The organism is Dyadobacter flavalbus (assembly GCF_006149045.1).
In the GTDB taxonomy this organism is placed as follows: domain Bacteria; phylum Bacteroidota; class Bacteroidia; order Cytophagales; family Spirosomataceae; genus Dyadobacter; species Dyadobacter flavalbus.
On the sequence record NZ_VBSN01000076.1, the window covers coordinates 76,151 to 99,541 of the forward strand.

Here is a 23,391-nt window from a genome sequence, read left to right on the forward strand (position 1 = left end):
CGGAAGAAAAATACAGGTCAGGGAAAAAGCCCAAATGCTGGTTGCAATGCGAATTTCCTGTAAAAAGATGAATGCTGAAACCGGTATTCGGCCAGCTGTATTCAGAATTAAGTGTGTGTATGATAGTAGTAATAATTAATAGTGGTTACAATGCATATATTTTTGCCGTTTTTTAGAATTTATATCCTGATATTGTAACGTTTGGTAAATAATAATATACTAATTTGATTTTTTTTAGGTTTAATACAGCGTTGATTACTATTTTTGTTTATTATTCAACTTTCCTGATGGGAAATGTCGTAATTGTTCTGGTTTAATTATCAGGAACTTTAACAAAAATATGTATCTGTTCACATAAAGTTGATAGATTAATTTAACTTTGACACCAGGATAATTTTATATTCAATTGGACTCAAACCCATACATGAAACACATACTTATTGCTGAGGACCATGCAGTGGTTAGAATCGGTACGAAACACCTCCTCAAATCACTTATTCCGGAATCCACTATTTCGGATGTGGACGATTTTGACAAATTACTTCAGGAGCTTGAAGTAAAGCCATACGATCTTTTAATTCTGGACATTAACATTCCGGGCGGCAACACAACCAAAATGGTTGAGACCATTCGTGCCAAATCTCCCGGCGTAAGAATATTGATGTTTTCAAGTTATGACGAACAACTTTATGGTCTTATGTATCTTCAGGCCGGTGCAGACGGATATTTATCCAAGGATGCTCCGGAAGAAGAGTTCAAAACAGCCGTTATGAGCGTTTTGAACAATAAAAAATACATGAGCGAAGATATGCAGCAAATGAATATCAACAGGCTGATCAATCCGCGGGAATTCCTTCCGGATCCGGTTGTAAGCTTGTCGCCGCGTGAAACGGATGTGATGAATTTGCTGAAAGAAGGTCTGGGTACCGCCAAAATTGCCGAAAAACTTAACTTGCAGCTGTCTACGGTAAGTACTTACAAAGCCCGGATTTTTGAAAAGCTGGGTGTGAAAAACATTGTAGAACTCATTACCAAAATCAAATAAAGTTTTTTGATGAACTTGAAAAATCCCTGTGCGTGCTGCGTGCAGGGATTTTTTGTATCACAACGGATCTGTTCCTTTGGCAAAGATTTTATTATTTTTAATCGGTTGAAAAAACTTTCATGCGAAAACTGAGCGTTGAAGAAATGGGCCGCATGACGGTCGAAGAATTTAAAGAAGCAGATAAATTTCCTTTTACAATTGTACTTGATAATATTCGCAGCCTGAACAACATCGGGTCATTTTTCAGGACGGCTGATGCTTTCCGTGCAGAAAAAATTCTACTATGCGGCTACACCCAGAGCCCGCCGCACCGTGAAATAACCAGAAGTGCGCTGGGTGCGGAACTGGCGGTGAATTGGGAAAAGGTAGCGGATACGTTAGACGCGGTAAAGGATCTGAAAGCCGCAGGCTACAAGGTCTGGTGCGTGGAGCAGGCCGAAGGAAGCGTCCTCCTGCAGAACTTCATGCCGGAACCGGATTCTTCGTACGCATTTGTGTTCGGAAATGAAGTGGAAGGCGTCGCAGATGAGGTCATTGCAGCATCCGACGGATGTCTGGAAATTCCTCAGTTCGGCACAAAACACTCGTTTAATGTATCCGTTTCTGCAGGCATTGTTTTTTGGGAATATATCAGAAATAAATTAACATAAATATAACACAAAAAATTAGGTATTTACGACTTTATAAGTGGTAATTGCAGGTTATAAGCGTGAGCGAAAACAGTCCTTTTCCTGTTTGCAAAGCAAGTATTAACCCTGCGTCCGGCATATTGTTAATGTATTCACAAAACTAAATTATGAAATCTGCTACAAAAAAACTGACCGTTGACATTGCGGAATCTCTTTCAGAGAAAATAAATTCCGTTTCTGCCGGTTCCAAGAAAATAAAGAAATCGATTGAGAAAGCGGCTGCCAAACTTGCCAAGAAGGTCGTCAAGTTTGAAAAGGAAACGCAGAAAAAAAAGGAGAAAGAAGCCAAGAATGCTGAAAAGAAGTTAAAAGGCAAGGACAAAAAAGAAGGTAAAAAGCACAAGCATGAAAAAGTTGCTGCCCTCGTAGCCGAAGCTTCTTCCAAAGTTCCGGTGGCACCTCCGGCAAAACCGGTTGCAGCCAAGCCGGCAGCAAATACCAAAACAGCTGTTAAAACCGAATCGAAACCGACAGAAACTTTACCGCAAGCCGTTGAAGCAGCGGATAACAGCAGTGCTTCCGCAGAATAATTCTGATCACGGAATCCGCAGAAAAATTCAGCTTTTCAGAAAGCTGAATTTTTTTGTTTAAAGATCATGGGTTTTCATTCCAATTGTTGCCAGCATTCTGCCGGTAACCCCTTTTTCATGTCTGTACGAAAAGTAATCGCTGTTATTTAATACAGTGGAGAAAGCAGATACCTCAATATTTTCATTCTTCAGACCCGCATGGATCAGCTGATCGCGGTTGGCAAGTTTCAGGTCAATAAAATATTTGCCGCTGGTTTCATCCGCACGTTTGTAAGCGGATTCAAAATGTTCTGCAACTTCTTCACCCACTTCAAATGAACATTCGTCGATGCAGGTGCCGACGTATGCATAACAATGTTCAGGAACGGTTCCGTATTCTTTCTGAAGAGCAGCCACGGTTTTTTGTACAATGTGTTTTACCGTTCCCCGCCATCCGGCATGAATGGCCGCAACAGCATTGTGAACCGGATCAAAAATCAAAATCGGGGTGCAATCCGCAATTGTTACTGCCAGCTGCACATCGGGTTTACCGGTTATCAGGGCATCAAAAGTTTCAAACCGGCCAGGTTCTGTCACTTTCAGAATGGCATCGCCGTGAATCTGATGCGATTTTGCAACACGTTCCAGCGGCACCTGTAAGGCATTGAAAAAACGTCGCACGTTTTCTGCTACGTTTTCAGGTTTATCCAGCGTCGAACCGCCGAGATTCAGTGATGCATAGGCGCCTTCGCTCACGCCGCCGTGCCGTGTACTTTCTGCTGCAATAAGGTTCGGGAATTGTAAAAAGATGCCGGGAGCTCTGTAAAGCGGCTTTTCCGGCATTTCAGAATGGGTTGTCATGTTTAAAAATCAGTTTCAGAAATGGGGTTTTCTCTCTTGACCAAACATCAAGAGAACTTATTTAGCAGGAAATAGTTTTTAAAAGTATCAAAACCGTTGCAAAAAGAACCGGAAAATAGTTGCATTCCGTTATATGCAGTTAAATAAACTAGATTTGCAGCAGGCCGGACGGCTTTAATCAATGAAAAGGGATTATGATAAAAGTGAGTGTTTGTGTAGTTACCTATAACCATGAAAAGTTTGTCGCAAAAATGCTGGACTCGATTCTGATGCAGCAGACCACTTTTCCGTATGAAATCATTGTAGGCGACGATTGCTCAAAAGATAATACGGCTTCTATATTAAAGGAATACCAGCAGAAGTTTCCTGAAAAAATCAGGCTTATCCTGCATCCGAAAAATCTGGGTCTGAACGGAAAGTATAATGCATTGTCCACATTTGCCGCTGCAAAAGGTGAGTACATTGCGCAGTTTGACGGCGACGATTATCTGATTTCTCCGCACAAGCTTCAGAAGCAAGCGGAAATGCTGGACGCCAACCCGCATTATTCTGCCTGCTATCACAATGCACGCGTTATTTACGATGATAACGCTGCACCGCCGTATCTTGTGAATACGTTGTCCAAACCGGAAATAACCGTCGATGATCTGATCGGTGAAGACGAACTTTGCTTTATTGCGACTTCAAGCCTGATGTTCCGGCGGGAAGACTTTGCCAGAAATCCCGATCCCGAATGGACAAACCTTTCCACAAGCGGCGATATTCCGAGAAACATCATGTTTGCAACACGCGGCCCGATCGGGTACATTGATGAAGTGATGTCCGTTTATCGTAAAAACAGGGGAGGAGCCAGCTTTGCAGACAATCACTACGGTGCGGATTTCCTTTTCAACCGGATTCAGCTTTATAGTAACATCAACAAAGAGCTGAAATACAAGTATGACGATAAGCTTAAAAAAAATATAGCATCTTATTATTACAAGTTGCTTTTTTCAAGGGAATACGGCCATACATACTGGCCGAGAATGAAATATGCCATGAAATATCTTTCTCTGGCGCAGCCCGGCCCGGAGAAGAAAAAGGAAATTATCCGCGATTTTATCATACCTCCGTTTGCCATGAAGATTTACAGTTTTCTTGCACTTGGCCTCTACAACATCAAGGAAAAAGGAAGGGCATAAACAGGAATCATATTTTTTATAAAACAGAATTGCCCGGCAGATCATAAAAGATTGCCGGGCAATTTTGTTAAAACCAGCGCATTTTACAGCAATCGGTTTTCAACAGAAAATCAGAACAATTTTTCCTGCGGCGGTTTGATGCCTTTCATCCGGATGTAAACGGTAGCTTGTCCGCGGTGATGGGTCTGGTGCTCAAATGCTTTTTCAAACGCAGTTCCGGCCTTCATGTCCATATTAAAGATTTTTACGTCTTTGGCCATATCCGCATCGCTCATTCCTTTCAGGCTGGAAATTACAAAATCGTAACTGTCCATCACTACTTTGGTTACAGCAGCTTTGGACTGATCGGTCATCTTTTCTGCCGAACTGGTCATCGGGCTCTTTTTACCGGATGCGCCTGAAATAAATGCATAGTTTGCATCGGCAATATGATCCATCTGTTCTGCAAAACTGCGTATTTCCGGCGTTGGTTTGTAAGCATAGCCGTCTTCCGGCATGGCATCCAGATATTCTTTTGTGTATGTTTTGGCTCTTTCCCAGTCGGCAAGCTGCTTGTTGAGCATGGATTGCGCGAAAGCGGAATGAATTGCAAAAAGCATAAGGCAGGTAATTGTCAGTCGTTTCATCAGGTTCTGTTTTTGGTGGTTAATATTTACGGGAAAGGTAATTCTAACTAATGCGATTGTCAACACCCGGATCAAATTATTAGTAAATGAAACGCAAGGCGTGGTTACAAATCTGAATCCGCATGAGCAATAAATTTAACCGGCAGCCATTGACGTTTGTCAAGTTATTATTTTATTTACCAATCACTCTTAAAATTTCGAAAATCAAACGTATGCCTGAAACTTCACAGGATCGAACAAAAAAGTATCTGGATCTGGGGCATAGCGAAGCGGAAAACCACGCCAAGACACAGCTTGAACTTTACGAAAAGCATGTAAAGGACACTTCATCAGTCACCAATGTAATTTCAGAGTTTTTTAAAACCAATCTCGTCGGTTTTGCATGGCATTACATCAAAAGCCGATTTGGTCCGAGGCATCCGTATCAGTCGTATCCGAGAAACGGCGATTCCGGAGTTTACAGGTTACAGTCGTCTGTTCCGTCGCGCAAGGAAATCAGTCTGGCCCTGCTTTCCGACTGGGCGAGTGATACCGAAGAATCGGACAAAGTTGCGCATCTGGTCGCACGCTATGCACCCGATTATACGGTTCATATGGGTGATATTTACTTTGTAGGAAGCCCGCAGGAAGTCGAGGCAAACTTTACGGCGCCTTATGCATCGTGGTATTACGGCGCTTCCGGGAGCCTGGCATTATCCGGAAACCATGAAATGTATTCCAACGGCAATGCATTTTTCAAACATTTGCTGCCGGCCATGTACATTCAGGAAGGCGAAATCCGGAAAACGCAGCAGGCCGGTTTCTTTTGTCTTGAAAACAAATACTGGCGCATCATCGGGCTGGATACCGGTTATACATCCGTAGGAAGGCCATTTGTCGAGATCATTTCACCGCCGGACTGTCATTTAAAGAAAGAACAGATTGAATGGCTGCGGGATGTTGTGCGCATCGGCGATCCGGACGACAAGCGTGGATTGCTGTTTTTAAGCCATCATCCGTACATTTCTGCCTTTCGTGAGGATTATGCAAAGCCGGGCGAACAGATTCAGGAATTGCTGAAAGGAGCAGAGCGTCCGGTTATATGGCTTTGGGGCCATGATCATCGTCTGGTCATTTATAATCCGGGAAAAAACGGAAACGGGCCGCTTGCATACGGCCGTTGCCTGGGCCATGGCGGATTGCCGGTTGAGATAAAAATGCCTGATCCGAACGATCTTGAAAGAATCGGTTTTTATGACCGCCGCGTCAGAACGGTTGTTAAAAGACATGCGCTGGGTTATAACGGCTTTGTACGGCTGCTGCTGGATGAACAAAATCTGAAAGCCGAATACCGCGATCTGGAAGATACCTGCGTGTTTGAAGAGTCCTGGACAGTAAATATGCAGAACGGCCAGCTCGAATGGAAAATACTTCAGTCCATTCCGGAACTGGCCGTCCGTTGAATTTCTAGATTACTGTAATGGTCATTGCTGATGGTACCGGGTCAGTGATGGTCGGCGCCATGGCTGTCGTCCCTGTAAAATGCTGCAAATGTTACGATAAGTCCGACTGTTCCCAGAATAAAGGTGAAAAGATCACCGAATACAGCCAGTATAATGAACAGAATGATGAAAGCTATGATATAGACTGCACTTGGAAGCGAGCCGGATTTTGTATGCGTTGTTTCGGACATGGTTTCAGAAAAAGGTAAATCGTAATCGTTTGTTTCCGCTAAAATAATAAATCCGGTTCAAGTTTATACCAGTATTGCATATTTTTTGAAAGCGTGCCTTTCCGGCCGTTTTGTAAGGACCGGCATACGGACTTAAAATTTGCCGTTATAAATCCATTTCTTGGTTTGAATCCATACATTTGCTTCCGTGCAATTTTTCAGTTCGGCCTGCAATCGAATGCCAGCCGCTGTTACTAAAACAAAGAGAAATGTCTTACATTATTGGTTGTGATATCGGCACAACAAATGTGAAAGCGGTTGCTTTTGATTCCGTTTCCGGTGCAATACTGAACTCACACAGTGAAAGTTATGAAATGATGCATCCTCATCCCGACTGGAGTGAGCAGGACCCGGACGATATTTACGAAGCCGCATGCAAAACATTGAAAGCAGTTGCTGATTCCTGTACAGGAAAAGGCAAATTGCTCGGGATCAGTTTCAGTGCCGCCATGCACGGCGTACTGGCGCTGGACAAGAACGGAAAAAAACTGACGGGTCTGATCATCTGGGCCGATAACAGAAGTTCCGACATCGCCGTCAAGCTCCGGTCGTCCGTAACCGGGAAAAAAATATATTACAACAACGGAACGCCGATCCACGCGATGACGCCCGTCTGCAAGCTGCTCTGGCTGAAAAGTCATCAGCCTGAGATCTATAAAAGCGCAAGCAAGTTTCTGAGTATCAAGGAATACATTATTTATCGCCTGACAGGAAATTTCGTTGTGGATTATTCCATTGCTTCGGCCACCGGAATGTTCAATATCCGGGAACTGAAATGGGATGAATATACACTCAAAAAACTGGGTATTAAGTCTGAAAAGCTTTCCAACGCCGTATCGCCGTATCATATTGAAAAATTGCCTGCGAATAACGCCGTTCAGCTGCCCGAAGGCACGGCGCTGATTATGGGTGCCAGTGACGGATGCCTTGCAAATCTGGGAAGCGGTGCAGTCAGAAACGGTTCCATGGCCGTTACAATCGGTACAAGCGCGGCCGTACGTATCTGCTCGGACAAGCCTTATTCCGATCCTTATATGCAGACATTCTGCTATGTGCTGGATGAAAAAAACTATATAATCGGAGGCCCTTCCAACAACGGTGCGGTTATTTTTGAATGGCTGATGAATACGTTCTTTGAAAATGAAGAATATGATGCCGTTTTTCAGAAAGCATCTTCCGTCAAACCGGGCTCGGACGGCCTGCTGTTTTATCCTTATCTGCTCGGTGAGCGTGCGCCGTTATGGAGTTCAACGGTTCGCGGCGGTTTTTCAGGACTCGATATTCAGCACGGGAAAGCACATTTTGCAAGGTCCGTTATGGAAGGCATTCTGCTGAACCTTTACAGTATCGGAAAAATCCTGATGCAGATGAAAGAGACGGATACAATTTTTGCCAACGGCGGTTTTGCAAGAAGCCCGATATGGGTGCAGATGCTTTCGGATATTTTCGGTAAAAAGGTCATGCTGAATGAAACGGTGGAAACGGGCGCTGTCGGCGCGGCTATGCTGGGTTTGAAAGCACTGGGCGTTTACAAGGAATACTCGGAAATGAAATCTTTTACAACCGTCGGCAAAGAATTTGATGCTGTTTCGGAAGTGCATGTGCAGTACGATGAGCTGAGTAAAAAGTTTGTTAAAGGAGCACAGTTTATGCTGGCGTCCGGGGTTCAGGATTAGTAAAATGGAGTTTGTAAAATGTAAAATGAGTTTTGTGATATTAGTAAAAAGTCCCGGTTCGCAAGTTCCGGGACTTTTTTATTTTCAGAATTTGTAAGCAAGGCTCAACCTGTAATTTCTCGGCGCTTCCGATTGCCAGTAGTAAGCATTCAGCCATTGGTAATAACCGCCGCTATAAAGATATTTGTCCAGTAGATTGAATGCATTGAGCGTAAGCCGCAGTTTGTCTTTTTCCCAGAACAATCCGCCGTCCAGTTTGAAGTAATTTGGTAGGTTCATGCTGCTGTTTGTTTGACTCCAGTTGGCCGTTGCCCTGTCCGCCAGATATGTAAACCCGGCAGAAACGCCCGCACCTTTCAGTGCACCGTTCTGGACTTTATAGCTCAGCCAGCTGTTTACCGTATGTTTTGCAAATCCCGGAACAACTTCTCCGACCTGAATGCCTGCGACACCTTCTGTAACTTTCGTCACTTCCGAATTGGTATAGGCATAGTTTGCAGTAAGGTTCAAGCCTTTTACAATGGTTCCTCTAAGGTCAAACTCAACGCCTTGTGCACGTTTTTGTCCAAGAACGACGCTCAGCCCGGAATTGGGACCACTGTTCGGGTCGCCCGTAAGTTCGTTGTTTTTTACAATGCGGTAAATGGAAACCGTTGTATTCCATCTTCCGTCGGCCCAGTCTTTTTTAACGCCCAGTTCCCGGTTGCTGCCGGTAATCGGTTTTACATTGCCGCCGCCTGCAAGTCTTCCCGACTGAGGCAGAAAAGCTTCGTCATACAAGGCATAAAGTGCCGTATTGTTATCAAGCGAAACACTCAATCCAAGGCGTGGCGTAAAATGATGCGCACTTTCCGGTGTTCCGCCGTAAGATGACTGGCTTACATAAGTATAACGGCCGGCAACGGTCAGGCGGATTTTGTTATCCACAAAGCCAAGTTCGTCCTGCGCGTAAATGCCGGTATATTTCTGATCGATTGTTCCGCCGCCTTTTACCGCTCTGGCTTCCAGATTTAATGTACGGTCAAAAACAGGAAAGCCGTTTGCAGGCGCGGCATATACCGGAGCCATCGGATCAAACAAACCGCCCAATGTATCCAGCGGATGCGATTGTGACCAGTCTGCAAAATAGTTTTTTGAACCGATATCAATTCCGCCCAGAATCCGGTGCTTTACGCCGCCGGTTTGTACGTCGCCATTGATAAAAGCCTGTGCCAAAGTCATTTCACTTTTTGCGTCCCAAATGCCTACTGCACGCCGTATTTTTCCTTCCGGTGCTACGGAATTCGGCCACATGCTCGATCCTTTCTGTTGATAATTCAGGTAAGCAACCTGTGCAGTCACTTTCCAGTCTTTGCTGATCTGGTGCTGAAGATTCAGGAAAAGGCTTTGGTCCTTGATTCTGGTCGGTTCCAGTCCCGGAGGCATTGCCGTAAAATCGCGGGGCAGCGTCGCATAGCCTTTCGGTGAAAAAACATAGAATGAACCCACGTCTGACATTTTAGCATACTGCATCGTGTATTCTGCAGTAAACTTGGTCTTGTCGTCAATCTGATAGGAAATAACAGGTGCAATGCTGTAACGGTTGTTGTATTCGTAGGCTCGATGTGAATTTTTGTTCTGTCCGGCTGCATTCAGTCTGTAAAGCAATTTTCCGTTCTTGCTCAGTTTACCGTCCAGATCCAGCGCGGCGCGGTACAGGCCAAAACTTCCGGTCGTCAGACTGAATTCGCCTTTCGTTTCTCCGGTCGGCTTTTTGGTAACGACATTATACAATCCGCTCGGATCGCCGTTGGCCAGCATAAACCCGGCCGGGCCTTTCACGAATTCAATATGGTCTACAAAACTCATATCTTCGGTAAGCGGTCCCCAGTAGGAACTCACAACGTTGAACCCGTTGCGGAAGGCCTGAATCTGTGAACCGCGCATGGTGATGTTTGCATAAAGATCGCCCCAGTGTTCCAGACGCGTTGCGCCGCTCACATTGCGGATCAATCCGTCGCTCATGCTGATTACTTGCTGGTCGGACAAGACTTTTGAAGTAACAACCTGTACGTTCTGAGGCGTTTCCAGAATAGGAGTGAGCAGCTTCAGGCTCGACGATACCTGATCCGATTTGTAAAGATTACCGCTTTTTACGATCACTTCCTGCAATTGATTGGCGCTTTCAGACAAGGTGAAAAGTACGTTCACGGTTTCACCGGCAATTACTTCAATGTCTTTTTGCTGCGTTTCCAGACCCACGAAACTGACCAGAACGGTATAGTTTCCGGCTTTGATTTTTTCAATAGTAAAATTTCCTTTTTCATCCGATACTGCGCCTTTGGAACTGCCTTTGATACCCACCGAAACCTGTTCGGCAGGCTTTCCGTCCGAACTGATAATCTGTCCGGTTATTTTTCCATTTTGGGCGAATGCCGCGCCCGCAGCCATCATGAACAGGAGAAAAGTATAGATTTGCTTCATCGTAATTTTAAATTGTTCTAAATAGTAAATTATCCGGCAAATATGATTCAGCAATATTTGCGATACAAGTTTTTATTTAGATTTATTTAAAATAAGAAACAAAGATAGAATGAATTGTACAAGAGCAGAATAAGTCAATAAAAAAGCAGGATTGCCGTCGGACAAATCCTGCTTTTACCTGGATGAGAAAAAACGGTTTACTTTTTCTCTTTGGTTTCTTCAACCATTTTTTCGGTTACGATTTTCTTGTCGGAAGAATTTCCCCAGGAATTGCTGATGTAATTGACGACGTCGGCGATTTCATCGTTTCCAAGTCCCGGATTAGGCATCATATTGTCATAGTCAATGCCGTTAACTTTTATTTTCCCCATCAAACCGAATTTTACTGCCCTGATTGCATTTTCAGGCGCATTAATAAAGTAATCCGATTTGGCCAGCGGAGGAAAAGCGGCAGGAACGCCCTCGCCATTTCCCATGTGACAAGTAATGCAGTTTTCCGAATAAATCATTTTACCGCGCTCAATGCTTTTGGCAAGTTCATCGTCCTGATTTGGCATAACGGCTGAACAAAAAACACCGGCAGATAACAACGTCAGCAATTTCTTCATATAAAAATAATTAGGCAATCAACTTTTCGGGCTGATGCGGACGACTTTTCCTGAATTTTCGAGCACTACATAAATATTTCCGTCCCAGCCCTGACGCACATCGCGTACACGGCCGATTTTGTCAAAAACAATTTCTCTGCTAATCACTTTATTGTCTTTTACAACCAAATGCTGCAGATACATGAATTTCAGCGAACCAATTAGAAGATCGCCTTTCCAGTCCTTGAACTTGTCATTCGTAAGGAAAGTCATGCCGCATGGTGCAATGGACGGACGCCAAAAGGTAACAGGCTGTTCAAGTCCGGTGCGCGCTGTATCTTTTGAAATAATGCTGTTATCGTAGTCAATGCCGTACGTAATCAGCGGCCAGCCGTAGTTTTTGCCTTTTTCGATGATATTCAGTTCGTCGCCGCCTTGAGGTCCGTGCTCATGTTCCCAGATTACGCCGGTTGAAGGATGAATAATCATTCCCTGCGGGTTGCGGTGGCCGTAAGTCCAGATTTCAGGTCGTGCGCCTTCGGTTTTTACAAATGGGTTGTCGGTCGGGATTTTTCCGTCTTCATGCAAGCGTACAACCTTGCCCTGATCTCTGCCCAAATTCTGGGAATTTTCCTTTTGTCCGCGTTCGCCGAGTGATAAAAACACATAGCCTTTTTTGTCAAAAACAATGCGTCCGCCGAAATGGACATTGGCTTTTACATTCGGAATGGCTTTAAAAAGCGGCTGAATATCCGTTAATGCATGGTCTTTCAGTTTGGCACGGATCAGCGCCGTATTGGCGCCGTTGTCGTCGCCTTCTTCGCCAGCCGCTTTCGGAGAAGAGTAACTGATGTAGATCCAGCCATTGGATTTATAATCCGGATGCAGCGCAATGTCGAGCAGGCCGCCTTGTCCTTTGTAATAAACCTCCGGGATACCGGAAATTTCCTGCGGGTCCAGTTTTCCTTTATGCACCAGACGAAGTTTGCCGCCGCGTTCGGTAACAAGCAGATCGCCATTCGGCAGCAATGCAGAAGCCCACGGCATGGTCAGTCCGGTTGCAACCGTATCTACCTGCAGATTGGCTTCCGAAAATTTCTTTTCAGGCTTTTTATCCGGGTTTATACCGCTGTTGCTCATCAGCCCGGCAGATGCCATCAGCAATGCACCTCCGAGCGCAAGGGGAATGTATTTTTTCAGTAAAGGAATGTTTTGGTTCATAAATGTAAGTAAAGGCTTGTTGTTGTTTAAGACGGTTATGGTCAAAGATAGTAAAAAGAAAAGGTAGCGAATGCTACCTTTTCTTTCTTAATTAACAAGTTCCAGCTTGTTAAGGTGCTCCGTTATGAAGCTGATTTCCTCCTGACTTAAATCGATATCAATGGCGGCAGCATTCTGAAGGGCCTGTGCAGAATCCCTTGCGCCCACAAGCGCGATGGTGATGCCGGGCTGTTCTACGGTCCAGCGCAGCACAAGCTGCCCGAGCGATGCATTTTTTTCATCGGCAAGCGGCCTGATCTGATCCAGAAAGCTGTTGACCCTCTGCAGGTTTTCATCTTTGTAATATTTCAGAGAAGCGCGGTGATCGTCCGGAGCAAACTGGTGCCCGGGCTTCATTTTTCCGGTAAGCAAACCTCTTTCCAGCGGGCTGTATGCCAGAATGGACTTGTTGTTCTCCATGCAGTAAGGAACAAGTTCCGCTTCGTTTTCACGCTTCACCATGCTGTAAGGAACCTGATCGGAAACGAGATTAATGTACTTTGCAGCTTCTTTCATCAGTTCCGCGTCGTAATTGCAGACACCCGCATAGCGCACTTTTCCCTGCTCGATAAGCGTGGAAACAGCTTCCATCGTTTCTTCAATCGGCGTGGTTTTATCATGCCAGTGGATCTGGTAAAGATCAATATAATCCGTTCCCAGTCTTCTCAGGCTGTCTTCACATTCCTTGATCACGCCATCCTTGCCGGCGTATTTGTAAATGTCAATATCCTGGCCTTCGTTGTTTTTGCTGTGCATGGCCAGGTCGCCTTTGGCAATGTCCCAGCGCATGCCGTATTTCGTCAGGATCTGCACTTTGTCACGCGGGAAATCCTTGATGGCTTCACCCACAATTTCTTCGCTGAGACCCTGGCCGTAAACGGGGGCCGTATCAATGGAAGTAACACCCGCATGAAACGAGTCCTGAATGGCTTTTACAGCCTCACTTCTTTCCGTTCCGCCCCACATCCACCCGCCGGCCGCCCATGCGCCGAAAGTGATGACCGAAACTTCAAGGTCCGAATGTCCTAGTTTTCTGTATTTCATAGTTTGCTGATTTTAACGGCAGCCATTTGCCGGCTACCGCAATTTTTTTTACTTTGTTAATGAAAACGGCGCTGCTTCGGGCTTGGTTCCCCATGTTCCCGACGGTTTGCTGTCCATTGTAAACTGGATTGTTCCTCCCTTTTGGATGTCAGCATGTTCCAGAAATGTATTTCCGTAAGGCTTTCCGTTTAAAGTAGCCGCTTTGATGTACATATTGGCATGGCTGCTTGCCGGCGCCTGCACTACAAATTTCTTGCCATTCTCCATCGTCATGGTGGCTTTTTTGAAAAGCGGCGAGCCGATCACGTACTGCGTGGTGCCGGGCGTTACCGGATAAAAACCGAGTGAGGAGAAAACATACCATGCGGAAGTCTGGCCGTTGTCTTCATCGCCGCAGTAACCGTCCGGCGTTGCCTGATACAGTTTGTTCATCACCTGACGCAGCCAGTATTGTGCCTTGTCAGGTGCGCCTGCGTAGTTGTACAGGTAAATCATATGCTGGATCGGCTGGTTTCCGTGTGCATAATTTCCCATGTTCATGATCTGCATTTCGCGGATTTCGTGAATCGGGAAACCGTAATAGCTGTCGTCGAAGATCGGAGGCAATGTAAATACCGTATCCAGTTTCTGAACAAATGCTTCTCTGCCGCCGACAAGGCCGATAAGTCCTTTAACATCCTGAAAAACGGACCATGTATAATGAATGCTGTTTCCTTCCGTAAATGCATCGCCCCATTTGAATGGATTGAACGGCGACTGGAACTTGCCGTCCTTGTTTTTGCCGCGCATCCATTTGGTTTCCGGGTCAAATAAATTTTTGTAATTCTGGCTTCTTTTCAGGAACAAATCAATTTCTTTCTGCGGCTTTTTCAGTTCCTTGCCCAATTGCGAGATACAAAAGTCTGCATACGCGTATTCCAGCGTTCTGGCTGCGTTTTCATTTACTTTTACATCATAGGGAACATAGCCAAGCTCGTTATAATATTCATGTCCGAAACGTCCGACAGAACTTACCGGGCCGGCATTTTCAGTATTTTTGATAACCGCCTCATACAGTTTCTCAATGTCATAGCCCCGGATTCCTTTAACATACGAATCGGCAATGAGCGAAGCGGAATTGGAACCGATCATACAATCGCGGTGCCCCGGACTTGCCCATTCCGGAAGGTAACCGCTTTCGTCGTATGCATTTGCAAGTCCTTCCATAATGTGCGCGTTCAAAGTCGGGTACATCAAAGTGAAAAATGGAAATACTGCGCGGAAAGTATCCCAGAAACCGTTATCCGTAAACATATAACCCGGACGTGTTTCGCCATTGTAAGGGCTGTAATGCACTACTTTGTTGCTTTTGTCAAATTCATAAAACTTTCTCGGAAACAGAAGCACGCGGTAAAGGCAGGAATAAAAAGTGCGGATCTGATCCACATTGTCGCCTTCCACCTGAATCCGTGAAAGTTCGTTGTTCCATGCTTTCCGGCCTTTTGCCATGGTCGCATCAAAATTGTCCTTGCCGATTTCACGCTGAAGGTTAAGCTCGGCCTGTTCCGGACTGATAAAAGAGGAAGCCACTTTCACGCCGACTTTTTCACCTTTTTTTGTTTTGAAACCCACAACGGCTCCGGTATGATTGGCTTTCAGTTCCAGCGTATCTTTTGCCAGCGCCTTGCCGCGGAATGCGGATGAAAAGGTAAATGCCTTGTCGAATACAAGTACAAAGTAGTTTTTGAAGTTGGAAGGAACGCCGCCGCTGTTTTTGGTTGTATAACCGATGATCTTGCGCTCGGCAGGGATTATTTTGATGTAAGATCCTTTGTCGAATGCATCCACAAGAACGAAGGAACTGTCAGCTTCGGGAAATGTAAAACGGAACTGTGCAGCTCTTTCCGTCGGCGCTATTTCGGTGGTTACGTCATAATCTGCAAGATAAACCTTGTAATAGTGCGGCTTGGCAACTTCGGCTTTGTGTGAAAACCAGCTTGCACGGCTTTCTTCATCAATTTTCAGCTTTCCGGTTATTGGCAATATGGAAAACTGGCCGTAATCGTTGATCCACGGACTCGGCTGATGCGTTTGTTTGAAGCCGCGTATTTTTTCAGCATCATACATATAACTCCATCCGTCGCCCATTTTTCCGGTTTGCGGCATCCAGAAATTCATTCCCCACGGCAAGGCAATGGCAGGATACGTATTGCCGGATGACAAACTGAATTTGGACTGGGTTCCCATCAAGGGATTTACAAAATCAACGAGATCCTTATTGGTTTCAGACTGGGCAAAAAGCGTCGGGGCAGTAAAAAGCAGAAAGAGAAAGGAAAGGATTTTTTTCATATCGGGAACGATGCGTTACTGTATATATTAATTGAAAAACCGGTAAAGAGAACAAAAGTAATGGAAGGCCGGCTAACAAAAAGTAAACAGCTAAAAGATTTGCCGGAGGACAGGAAAACATGACAATTTGTACGGGCATAGTTCTTTACGTTAATAAAACATAAAGGTAAAACCTGGTTTCCGGCAATAACTGCAAGCAGTTGCAATCTGCTCTGTAGGCTGTTATTGCCGGGATGCAGAATGTATAAAAATTACGTATTCATTTAAATTACAATGACTGAACACTTAGACCGCTTGACCCCGCGTCAAATCGTTTTTGAGCTTGACCAATATATTATCGGACAAAATGACGCAAAAAGAAACGTGGCCATTGCATTGAGGAACCGGTGGAGGCGAATGAACAGCCCCGAAGACATACAGCGTGAAATTATTCCGAACAATATACTCATGATCGGTGCAACGGGCGTTGGCAAGACAGAAATTGCACGTCGTCTGGCCAAAATTGCCGATGCTCCTTTCGTGAAAGTGGAAGCTTCCAAATTCACCGAAGTGGGTTATGTGGGCCGGGATGTTGAAAGTATGGTACGCGATCTGGTGGAGCAGGCCGTTGGAATGGTAAGAACGCAGAAAAAGGAAGAAGTAAAGATCAAAGCGGAACAGGCTGTAGAAGATATTATTCTGGATGCACTCATACCGCCCGTACATGCATCGGGTATAGCAAAAGCTAAAACGGATACCGGATCGCCCAATGCAATTCCGGAAGATGAAGGAGAACTTAACCAGCGTACCAGAGAGCGGTTTCGTGAGAAAATCAGAAACGGAGAACTGGACAGCCGCAAGATCGAGATTGAAGTGCAGCAGAATCAGTCTCCGAATGTGGGCATGATCGGCGGCGCCGTGGACGACGTTTCGATGATGAACATTCAGGAAATGATCAGCAACATGATGCCGAGACGCGGTAAAAAAAGAAAAGTAACCGTGGAAGAAGCCAGAAAGATCCTGCTTGACGAAGAAGCGTCCAAACTTATCGATATGGATGAAGTCAAACTGGAAGCAATCAAAAAGGCAGAAAACCTCGGCATTATATTTATTGATGAAATTGATAAGGTTGCTTCCAATAAATCGGGCGGCGGCGGGCCGGATGTAAGCCGCGAAGGTGTTCAGCGCGATCTGCTTCCGATCGTGGAAGGAAGTGCAGTTACAACCAAACACGGCATAATTCATACAGATCACATTCTTTTTGTGGCAGCGGGTGCATTCCATGTTTCCAAGCCATCCGACCTTATTCCCGAGTTACAAGGCCGTTTCCCGATCCGCGTAGAACTGAACAGCCTGACCGAATCGGATTTTTACCAGATTTTGAAAACACCTAAAAATGCGCTTACAAAGCAATACGTAGCCATGATGGAGTCCGAAGGCGTAGAGCTGGAGTTTGAAGACGGAGCACTTCGTGAAATTGCCAAAATTGCTTTTGAAGTCAACAGCGAAGTAGAAAACATCGGCGCACGCAGGCTGCAGACTGTAATGAGTTTACTATTAAATGACTTCATGTATGACATTCCGGACATCATCGGTGCAGATTCCCACATTGTCGTCACTGCCGAACTTGTCACCGAAAAACTTTCGGCACTGGTTAAAAACCGCGATCTGAGTCAGTATATTCTTTAAAAAGAGAAAGGAGAATAGGAGTAGGGAAGAAAGGGAGAAAGGATCTAAGGAGGAAGGAGAAATACGTTTTTCTTTCCTCCTTTTTTGTTTTTCAATTTGTCAAATTTGTACATGTTTGCTCCGGAGGAGCAGCCTGGCGGAAGTAAAAGGAAACCCCTCCGGGGTTGATATGCATTCAATCATGTATTCAATTTTCTACAAACAGGCCACCGCTCTGCGGTGAACATTGGCTCCTGCGGAGCCTTCTGTTTATAGCAAGATTTGATTTATAAAATTTGTACATGTTTGCTCCGGAGGAGCAGCCTGGCGAAGGCAAAAGGAAACCCCTCCGGGGTTAATATGCATTCAATCATGTATTCAATTTTCTACAAACAGGCCACCGCTCTGCGGTGAATGTTGGCTCCTGCGGAGCCTTCTGTTTATAGCAAGATTCGATTCGTCACATTGGTACATGATTGCTCCGGAGGAGCAGCCTGGCAGAAGCAAAAGAAAACCCCTCCGGGGTAAATACGATTAACATATCTTCAACTTTCAACAAACAGATTACCGCTCCGCGGTGAACATTGGCTCCTGCGGAGCCTTCTGTTTATAGCAAGATTCGATTTGTCACATTGATACATGATTGCTCCGGAGGAGCAGCCTGGCGAAAGCAAAAGGAAACCCCTCCGGGGTAAATACGATTAACATATCTTCAACTTTCTACAAACAGGCTACCGCTCTGCGGTGAACATTGGCTCCTGCGGAGCCTTCTGTTTATAGCAAGATTCGATTTGTCACATTGGTACATGATTGCTCCGGAGGAGCAGCCTAGCGAAAGCAAAAGGAAACCCCTCCGGGGTAAATACGATTAACATATCTTCAACTTTCTACAAACAGGCTACCGCTCCGCGGTTAATGGCTCTTGCGGAGCATAAGAACAAAGAAAAACAATCAATGACCAGAAATGACCCAATTCCTTTCCTCCATCCTCCCTTCCCTCCATCTTCCCTTCCCCTGATTCCTTACGCTTCAAAAAATAACCACCTAAGCGCAACAGGAAATTCCTTGCTCCATTGTTCTTCGTTATGCTGACCTTCGGGATCGATGGAAGTTTTGATTTTTACACGGCTGTAACCAAATCCTTGATTTTGCAGCGTTTTCTGAAGCCTTTCCACATTCGGGAGCATATTTGCGCCTTCTTTGCCGCCGGCATACAGATAAATGCGTGTTTCAAAAGGTTCAAAAAAGTGGATCGCATCAAAATAAATCCGTTGCGAAATCCAGAGCGAAGGCGAAAAAATCATCAGTCTGCCAAATACATGCGGAAACATTAGTGCAGCATAAATACTCAGCAACCCGCCGACGGAACTTCCTCCTATGCCGGTATTAAGCCTTTCCGGTTTGGTACGGTACGTTGCATCTACATGCGGTTTCAGTGTTTCCGTGACGAATTTCAGAAACAGATAACCAAGTCCTTTTCCAAGCCGCGGATTGTCATACGGTGAAAATTCCTGTATTCTGTCTTCTTCTCCATGATCAATGGCAACAATAATGACATTCGCTTTATCTTCTTCTGCAAGATGAGCAAGACTGGAATCTATGTTCCAGTTTCCGTACGGAGAACCTTCACCAAACAGATTTTGCGCATCCGTCATATAAAGTACCGGATAATGTTCTTCCGGCTTGTCGTAGTAATCGTGTGGAAGCAGCACATGTATGCGCCGGCTTTTGTTGAGCTGAGGTATCTTAAAAGTTTCTGAAAGGACCTCAATAATCGGGAAAAATTCTGTTTTTAATTCGTTCATTGCAGGATTATGATGACTGTTTGTTTTATAAGCAAGTCCTTACTTGCACATCCAGCCATCAGAAGTTTGTTGAGAATTGTTACATTTAATTGTAAAACAAATTTTTTTACAATTCATTCCGTCTGATGTAATCTGCAAACACAAACGGGAAGTGATGACGTTCATCCGCTTCGTGAGTAATGCGGTTGGTTTCCGTCCAATCGGAAGGTTTTATGATTTCAAAAAAGGTATCGCCTTCTATAATCGTTTTAACTTCTGTGATATAAAGTGTGTCCGAAATTGGTTGTGCCTGTCTGTACAGTTCACCGCCGCCTATAATAAAAGCCTCATTTGCATCCATTTCTCTGGCTTTTTGCACAGCTTCTTCCAGCGAATGTGTTACGGTTACACCTTCATAAGCGAAGTCGGGGTTGCGTGTGACAACGATGGAAGTCCTGCCGGGAAGCGGTTTGCCGATGGACTCGAACGTTTTTCGGCCCATAATAATCGGATGGTTCAGGGTCAGGTTTTTAAAACGTTTGAGGTCATCCGGCAGGCGCCATAAAAGCTGATTGTCCTTTCCGATTACGCCGTTTTCGGAAACTGCAACAATAATTGATAGGGTCATTAATGAATTTGGATTGCGTTTTTACGCGTAATTGAAAAAAGTCAGTCTATATCTGAAAACGATTATCGTTTTCCCGGATCTTAAATTTTGTTTCCTCTCAGGAAATCGCCGGTATTCATTCTTTTTTTGCCTTCCAGCTGCAAATTTTCAACTGAAATCCAGCCATCGCCGGTACAAAAATGGAGATAAGTCTTATGATCCGTGCGGTATGCTCCGGGTTGTTCATCTTTTTGACTATCAACGATTTTTGTTCTGAATATTTTGCAGGAAAGCCCGTTCAAAACAGTCCATGCGGCAGGGTAGGGCGAAAGTCCTCTTACAAAATTGTGGATTTCCAGTGAAGGCCGCTTCCAGTCGATTTCGCAGGTTTCACGGAAAATTTTCGGAGCCATTTTAATGTCGGCCGGCTCTTGCTGCGGTTCCTGCGGAAAGCTGCCGTTTTCTATTGCCTGAACCGTTTTTACAACCAGCTGCGCACCTTTGAGCATAAGCCGGTCGTGCAGTGAACCCGCGTCATCGTCCTCAGAAATCGTTTCTTTATCCTGAAAAATGATTTTTCCCGTATCAATATCCTTTTCAATGAAAAAAGTAGTTACGCCGGTTTCCGTTTCACCGTTTATAACCGCCCAGTTGATCGGTGCCGCTCCGCGGTATTGCGGAAGCAATGAACTGTGCAGGTTGAATGTGCCTTTTGGCGGCATGTTCCACACAACTTCGGGCAGCATCCGGAAAGCAACTACAACCTGCAGGTCGGCGTTATAGGACTTTAATTCTTCCAGAAACTCCGGATTTTTCAGTTTTTCAGGCTGGAGAACAGGGATTCCTTTTTCCTGCGCATACATTTTTACAGGCGAAGCAGTCTGTTTCTGTCCGCGTCCCGACGGCTTGTCCGGAACGGTTACAACGGCTACTATATTAGAATTGCTTTCGACCAGGCTTTTCAAGCTGGGGACTGCAAATTCCGGCGTTCCCATGAAAATGATTCTTAACGGATTTGACATAGATTGTTACTGCTTTGTATAAAAATGGTGTTACCATTTACAAATATTGTTATTTTTGTCGTTCTTAACAGAAAATTATGATGCAGATGAAATCATATACGAGCCGAAAAGAAAAGGTCTTATAGCCTGCTACTACAAGTATCACCAACTTATGTAGAGCGGTCTTTGAGCCGTTCTTTTTTTTTATTCAATATTTCAAAATCAAGGACTTATAAACTTAATTAAGGTCATGGCTAAAATTTCATACTATACGGTAGAAGGATTAAACAAGCTGAGGAATGAGCTGAATGATATGAAAACCAAAGGCCGCACGGATATTGCACGACAAATTGCAGAAGCGCGGGATAAAGGGGATCTGAGTGAAAATGCAGAATATGATGCGGCAAAAGATGCGCAGGGAATGCATGAAATGAAAATTGCAAAGCTTGAAGAAATTCTTTCCAATGCCCGTGTGATCGACGAATCTTCTATGGATAATTCGCAGGTCGCAGTTCTTTCAAAAGTAAAGATCAAGAACCGTAAAAATGGAATGGAAGTAACCTATACGCTGGTTTCGGAAGAGGAAGCCGATCTGAAAACGGGTAAAATATCCGTCGGCTCGCCGATAGGAAAAGGATTGCTGGGCAAAAAAGTAGGGGATACGACCGAAATCAAGGTGCCTGCCGGTTTAATGGAATTTGAAGTCCTGAATATCAGCCGGTTTACAGAGTAACATTTGCCGGTTGCCGAATGTTGGATTATAAAATGAGCAGATCATTTCACGATCCAACATTTTTGTTTACAAAGGGCGAGGTAAATTGATTCAGAATTTTTTGTTACCAGAATATAAAGCCGGTCGTCAAAGATGAAATTCAAAGGGTTTTTGCTGAATATTTCATTCCTGTGGGTGGAAGGCATGGCTGTTTTTCCCTTTATTTTCCTGAGACGCAAGGCCCCCAGCCGTTTTCTCATCAATCATGAACAGATCCATTTGCGGCAGCAGCTTGAAATGGGGCTTGTTATCTTTTACATATGGTATTTTGCTGAATATTTAATCCGGCTCGTGCAGCACAGAAAACATTATTTGGCATATCTTCATATTTCGTTTGAAAGGGAAGCATACCAGCATCAGGCCGATCTCGATTATCTGAAAAAACGCTCTTTCTGGGCTTTCCGGAAATATTTGTAAAATTGGAATACGATTCGGACGAATCAGTCAAGCGCATAAATGGAATTACAATTTAATCAACACATATGTCTGAACAAAGCAAAGAATTTCTTTATAAATACCTTAACAATGCTTCTCCGACCGGATTCGAGTCGACCGGACAGCAGATATGGCTGGATTACATCCGACCGTACATTGAAGAAACGATTATAGATGTTTACGGCACGGCAGTCGGGGTAATTAACCCGGGCCAGGATTACAAGGTTGTCATTGAAGCGCATTCAGATGAAATTTCCTGGTTTGTAAACTATATTACCGACGACGGCTACATTCATGTGCGCCGCAACGGCGGATCGGATGCGGCCATTGCGCCGTCCATGCGTGTCAATCTGCATACTGCAAAAGGCGTTGTAAAAGGCGTTTTCGGCTGGCCTGCCATTCACGTACGTGATACGGCAAAAGACCAGGTTCCGAAAGTGCATGAGCTGTTCATTGATGTCGGCGCTGCCAAAAAAGACGAAGTACTGGAAATGGGAATCCACGTCGGTACTGTTGCTACGTTTGCAGACGGGTTTGATGAACTGAATGACAAATATTATCTCGGAAGGGCGCTGGACAACCGCATGGGCGGCTACATGATCGCGGAAGTTGCGCGTATGCTCCACGAGAACAGCGTTAAATTGCCTTTTACTCTGTATGTCGTAAATGCAGTTCAGGAAGAAATCGGCTTGCGCGGTGCTGAAATGATCTCGCGCCGCCTGAAACCGGATCTGGCGATTTGTACCGATGTGACGCACGATACGCAGTCGCCGATGTACAATAAAAAGGAACAGGGCGATCTTAAAAGCGGAAACGGTCCGGTTATCTGCTACGGTCCGGCAGTTCAGAACAACGTTCGCGATATGCTCATCCGGGTTGCGGAAGAAAAAAATATTCCGTTCCAGCGTCAGGCGGTAAGCCGCTCCACGGGAACCGACACGGATTCCTTTGCCTATTCAACCGAAGGAATCGCTTCTGCCCTGATTTCGCTTCCATTGAAATACATGCATACGACTGTTGAAATGGTTCATAAAGAAGATGTTAAAAATGTTATTCAGCTGATGTACGATGTGCTGCTTTCGCTAAAAGGCGGTGAGGATTTCAGATACATCCGATAAACCGGCTCATTTTTAGAAAGAAAAAATTTACGTCCGCTTTAAACAGG

General features: G+C 44.9%; 21 protein-coding genes. 10 read left to right on the plus strand and 11 right to left on the minus strand.

The window, feature by feature from the left end:
- Positions 1-424 precede the first annotated feature (424 nt).
- The 3 genes from FEM33_RS25595 to FEM33_RS25605 all read left to right on the plus strand — a co-directional run bounded on the left by FEM33_RS25595 (position 425) and on the right by FEM33_RS25605 (position 2,264).
- Positions 425-1,045, plus strand: coding sequence for a response regulator transcription factor (locus FEM33_RS25595; protein WP_138281768.1), 621 nt, complete (start codon positions 425-427; stop codon positions 1,043-1,045).
- A 119-nt stretch (positions 1,046-1,164) separates the two neighbouring features.
- Positions 1,165-1,695 carry an RNA methyltransferase gene (locus FEM33_RS25600; RefSeq protein ID WP_139014817.1) on the plus strand — a complete coding sequence of 177 codons (531 nt, stop codon included), beginning with the start codon at positions 1,165-1,167 and terminating at the stop codon, positions 1,693-1,695.
- Positions 1,696-1,841: 146 nt separating this feature from the next.
- Positions 1,842-2,264: a histone H1/H5 family protein, HCT subfamily gene (locus FEM33_RS25605; RefSeq protein ID WP_229214423.1), complete on the plus strand. Its 423-nt coding sequence runs from the start codon at positions 1,842-1,844 to the stop codon at positions 2,262-2,264.
- A gap of 57 nt (positions 2,265-2,321) precedes the next feature.
- Here the strand turns inward: FEM33_RS25605 and pgeF are convergent, their stop codons facing one another.
- Positions 2,322-3,104, minus strand: coding sequence for a peptidoglycan editing factor PgeF (gene pgeF / locus FEM33_RS25610; protein WP_139014818.1), 783 nt, complete (start codon positions 3,102-3,104; stop codon positions 2,322-2,324).
- Between the two features lie 194 nt (positions 3,105-3,298).
- Between pgeF and FEM33_RS25615 the strand changes: the two genes are divergently transcribed.
- Positions 3,299-4,285 (plus strand): glycosyltransferase family 2 protein, encoded by a 987-nt coding sequence (locus FEM33_RS25615; RefSeq protein WP_139014819.1) that lies wholly within the window; start codon positions 3,299-3,301, stop codon positions 4,283-4,285.
- A gap of 110 nt (positions 4,286-4,395) precedes the next feature.
- Here the strand turns inward: FEM33_RS25615 and FEM33_RS25620 are convergent, their stop codons facing one another.
- Positions 4,396-4,911 (minus strand): DinB family protein, encoded by a 516-nt coding sequence (locus FEM33_RS25620; RefSeq protein ID WP_139014820.1) that lies wholly within the window; start codon positions 4,909-4,911, stop codon positions 4,396-4,398.
- 212 nt (positions 4,912-5,123) lie between these two features.
- Here FEM33_RS25620 and FEM33_RS25625 point away from each other — a divergent pair, with 212 nt between their 5' ends.
- The gene (locus tag FEM33_RS25625) at positions 5,124-6,353 is read left to right on the plus strand and encodes a metallophosphoesterase family protein (RefSeq protein ID WP_139014821.1); all 1,230 of its coding nucleotides are present in this window, start codon (positions 5,124-5,126) and stop codon (positions 6,351-6,353) included.
- Between the two features lie 41 nt (positions 6,354-6,394).
- On the opposite strand, the gene FEM33_RS25630 is transcribed toward FEM33_RS25625, so the two are convergent.
- Positions 6,395-6,583 carry a hypothetical protein gene (locus FEM33_RS25630; RefSeq protein WP_139014822.1) on the minus strand — a complete coding sequence of 63 codons (189 nt, stop codon included), beginning with the start codon at positions 6,581-6,583 and terminating at the stop codon, positions 6,395-6,397.
- A 248-nt stretch (positions 6,584-6,831) separates the two neighbouring features.
- On the opposite strand from FEM33_RS25630, the gene FEM33_RS25635 reads away from it, so the two are divergent.
- Entirely contained in the window at positions 6,832-8,298 is a 1,467-nt protein-coding gene (locus tag FEM33_RS25635) for a gluconokinase (RefSeq protein ID WP_139014823.1), read from the plus strand.
- An 84-nt stretch (positions 8,299-8,382) separates the two neighbouring features.
- Here the strand turns inward: FEM33_RS25635 and FEM33_RS25640 are convergent, their stop codons facing one another.
- The 5 genes from FEM33_RS25640 to FEM33_RS25660 all read right to left on the minus strand — a co-directional run bounded on the left by FEM33_RS25640 (position 8,383) and on the right by FEM33_RS25660 (position 15,980).
- Positions 8,383-10,761 carry a TonB-dependent receptor gene (locus tag FEM33_RS25640; protein WP_139014824.1) on the minus strand — a complete coding sequence of 793 codons (2,379 nt, stop codon included), beginning with the start codon at positions 10,759-10,761 and terminating at the stop codon, positions 8,383-8,385.
- A gap of 197 nt (positions 10,762-10,958) precedes the next feature.
- Positions 10,959-11,318, minus strand: a complete 360-nt coding sequence (locus FEM33_RS25645; protein ID WP_229214424.1) for a c-type cytochrome — start codon at positions 11,316-11,318, stop codon at positions 10,959-10,961.
- A gap of 69 nt (positions 11,319-11,387) precedes the next feature.
- Entirely contained in the window at positions 11,388-12,569 is a 1,182-nt protein-coding gene (locus tag FEM33_RS25650) for a PQQ-dependent sugar dehydrogenase (RefSeq protein WP_139014826.1), read from the minus strand.
- Between the two features lie 87 nt (positions 12,570-12,656).
- Complete coding sequence (locus FEM33_RS25655) at positions 12,657-13,652, minus strand: aldo/keto reductase (RefSeq protein ID WP_139014827.1); 996 nt, start codon at positions 13,650-13,652, stop codon at positions 12,657-12,659.
- 48 nt (positions 13,653-13,700) lie between these two features.
- Positions 13,701-15,980, minus strand: a complete 2,280-nt coding sequence (locus tag FEM33_RS25660) for a GH92 family glycosyl hydrolase (protein ID WP_139014828.1) — start codon at positions 15,978-15,980, stop codon at positions 13,701-13,703.
- 273 nt (positions 15,981-16,253) lie between these two features.
- Between FEM33_RS25660 and hslU the strand changes: the two genes are divergently transcribed.
- Positions 16,254-17,648, plus strand: coding sequence for an ATP-dependent protease ATPase subunit HslU (gene hslU / locus FEM33_RS25665; RefSeq protein ID WP_139014829.1), 1,395 nt, complete (start codon positions 16,254-16,256; stop codon positions 17,646-17,648).
- 1,001 nt (positions 17,649-18,649) lie between these two features.
- Here hslU and FEM33_RS25670 read toward each other — a convergent pair.
- From FEM33_RS25670 to fmt, 3 genes are all read right to left on the minus strand, one after another.
- On the minus strand, positions 18,650-19,432 hold the full coding sequence (locus tag FEM33_RS25670; protein WP_139014830.1) for an alpha/beta hydrolase: 783 nt from the start codon (positions 19,430-19,432) through the stop codon (positions 18,650-18,652).
- A 106-nt stretch (positions 19,433-19,538) separates the two neighbouring features.
- Positions 19,539-20,039 carry a dihydrofolate reductase gene (locus tag FEM33_RS25675; RefSeq protein WP_139014831.1) on the minus strand — a complete coding sequence of 167 codons (501 nt, stop codon included), beginning with the start codon at positions 20,037-20,039 and terminating at the stop codon, positions 19,539-19,541.
- Between the two features lie 80 nt (positions 20,040-20,119).
- Positions 20,120-21,040 carry a methionyl-tRNA formyltransferase gene (gene fmt, locus FEM33_RS25680; RefSeq protein ID WP_229214425.1) on the minus strand — a complete coding sequence of 307 codons (921 nt, stop codon included), beginning with the start codon at positions 21,038-21,040 and terminating at the stop codon, positions 20,120-20,122.
- A 229-nt stretch (positions 21,041-21,269) separates the two neighbouring features.
- Here fmt and greA point away from each other — a divergent pair, with 229 nt between their 5' ends.
- The 3 genes from greA (at position 21,270) to FEM33_RS25695 (ending at position 23,344) form a co-directional block, all read left to right on the plus strand.
- A complete protein-coding gene (greA, locus tag FEM33_RS25685) occupies positions 21,270-21,752 on the plus strand; it encodes a transcription elongation factor GreA (protein ID WP_138281781.1) in 483 nt (160 codons plus the stop codon).
- A 132-nt stretch (positions 21,753-21,884) separates the two neighbouring features.
- Entirely contained in the window at positions 21,885-22,208 is a 324-nt protein-coding gene (locus FEM33_RS25690; protein ID WP_139014832.1) for a hypothetical protein, read from the plus strand.
- A gap of 65 nt (positions 22,209-22,273) precedes the next feature.
- Positions 22,274-23,344 carry a M42 family metallopeptidase gene (locus tag FEM33_RS25695; RefSeq protein ID WP_139014833.1) on the plus strand — a complete coding sequence of 357 codons (1,071 nt, stop codon included), beginning with the start codon at positions 22,274-22,276 and terminating at the stop codon, positions 23,342-23,344.
- The last annotated feature ends 47 nt before the right edge of the window (positions 23,345-23,391 follow it).

Bases quoted from the DNA above. Each gene is read 5' to 3' on its own strand.
- FEM33_RS25595 (WP_138281768.1), top strand. From the start codon at position 425: ATGAAACACATACTTATTGCTGAGGACCATGCAGTGGTTAGAATCGGT.
- FEM33_RS25600 (WP_139014817.1), top strand. From the start codon at position 1,165: ATGCGAAAACTGAGCGTTGAAGAAATGGGCCGCATGACGGTCGAAGAA.
- FEM33_RS25605 (WP_229214423.1), top strand. From the start codon at position 1,842: ATGAAATCTGCTACAAAAAAACTGACCGTTGACATTGCGGAATCTCTT.
- pgeF (WP_139014818.1), bottom strand. From the start codon at position 3,104: ATGACAACCCATTCTGAAATGCCGGAAAAGCCGCTTTACAGAGCTCCC.
- FEM33_RS25615 (WP_139014819.1), top strand. From the start codon at position 3,299: ATGATAAAAGTGAGTGTTTGTGTAGTTACCTATAACCATGAAAAGTTT.
- FEM33_RS25620 (WP_139014820.1), bottom strand. From the start codon at position 4,911: ATGAAACGACTGACAATTACCTGCCTTATGCTTTTTGCAATTCATTCC.
- FEM33_RS25625 (WP_139014821.1), top strand. From the start codon at position 5,124: ATGCCTGAAACTTCACAGGATCGAACAAAAAAGTATCTGGATCTGGGG.
- FEM33_RS25630 (WP_139014822.1), bottom strand. From the start codon at position 6,583: ATGTCCGAAACAACGCATACAAAATCCGGCTCGCTTCCAAGTGCAGTC.
- FEM33_RS25635 (WP_139014823.1), top strand. From the start codon at position 6,832: ATGTCTTACATTATTGGTTGTGATATCGGCACAACAAATGTGAAAGCG.
- FEM33_RS25640 (WP_139014824.1), bottom strand. From the start codon at position 10,761: ATGAAGCAAATCTATACTTTTCTCCTGTTCATGATGGCTGCGGGCGCG.
- FEM33_RS25645 (WP_229214424.1), bottom strand. From the start codon at position 11,318: ATGCCAAATCAGGACGATGAACTTGCCAAAAGCATTGAGCGCGGTAAA.
- FEM33_RS25650 (WP_139014826.1), bottom strand. From the start codon at position 12,569: ATGAACCAAAACATTCCTTTACTGAAAAAATACATTCCCCTTGCGCTC.
- FEM33_RS25655 (WP_139014827.1), bottom strand. From the start codon at position 13,652: ATGAAATACAGAAAACTAGGACATTCGGACCTTGAAGTTTCGGTCATC.
- FEM33_RS25660 (WP_139014828.1), bottom strand. From the start codon at position 15,980: ATGAAAAAAATCCTTTCCTTTCTCTTTCTGCTTTTTACTGCCCCGACG.
- hslU (WP_139014829.1), top strand. From the start codon at position 16,254: ATGACTGAACACTTAGACCGCTTGACCCCGCGTCAAATCGTTTTTGAG.
- FEM33_RS25670 (WP_139014830.1), bottom strand. From the start codon at position 19,432: ATGAACGAATTAAAAACAGAATTTTTCCCGATTATTGAGGTCCTTTCA.
- FEM33_RS25675 (WP_139014831.1), bottom strand. From the start codon at position 20,039: ATGACCCTATCAATTATTGTTGCAGTTTCCGAAAACGGCGTAATCGGA.
- fmt (WP_229214425.1), bottom strand. From the start codon at position 21,040: ATGTCAAATCCGTTAAGAATCATTTTCATGGGAACGCCGGAATTTGCA.
- greA (WP_138281781.1), top strand. From the start codon at position 21,270: ATGGCTAAAATTTCATACTATACGGTAGAAGGATTAAACAAGCTGAGG.
- FEM33_RS25690 (WP_139014832.1), top strand. From the start codon at position 21,885: ATGAAATTCAAAGGGTTTTTGCTGAATATTTCATTCCTGTGGGTGGAA.
- FEM33_RS25695 (WP_139014833.1), top strand. From the start codon at position 22,274: ATGTCTGAACAAAGCAAAGAATTTCTTTATAAATACCTTAACAATGCT.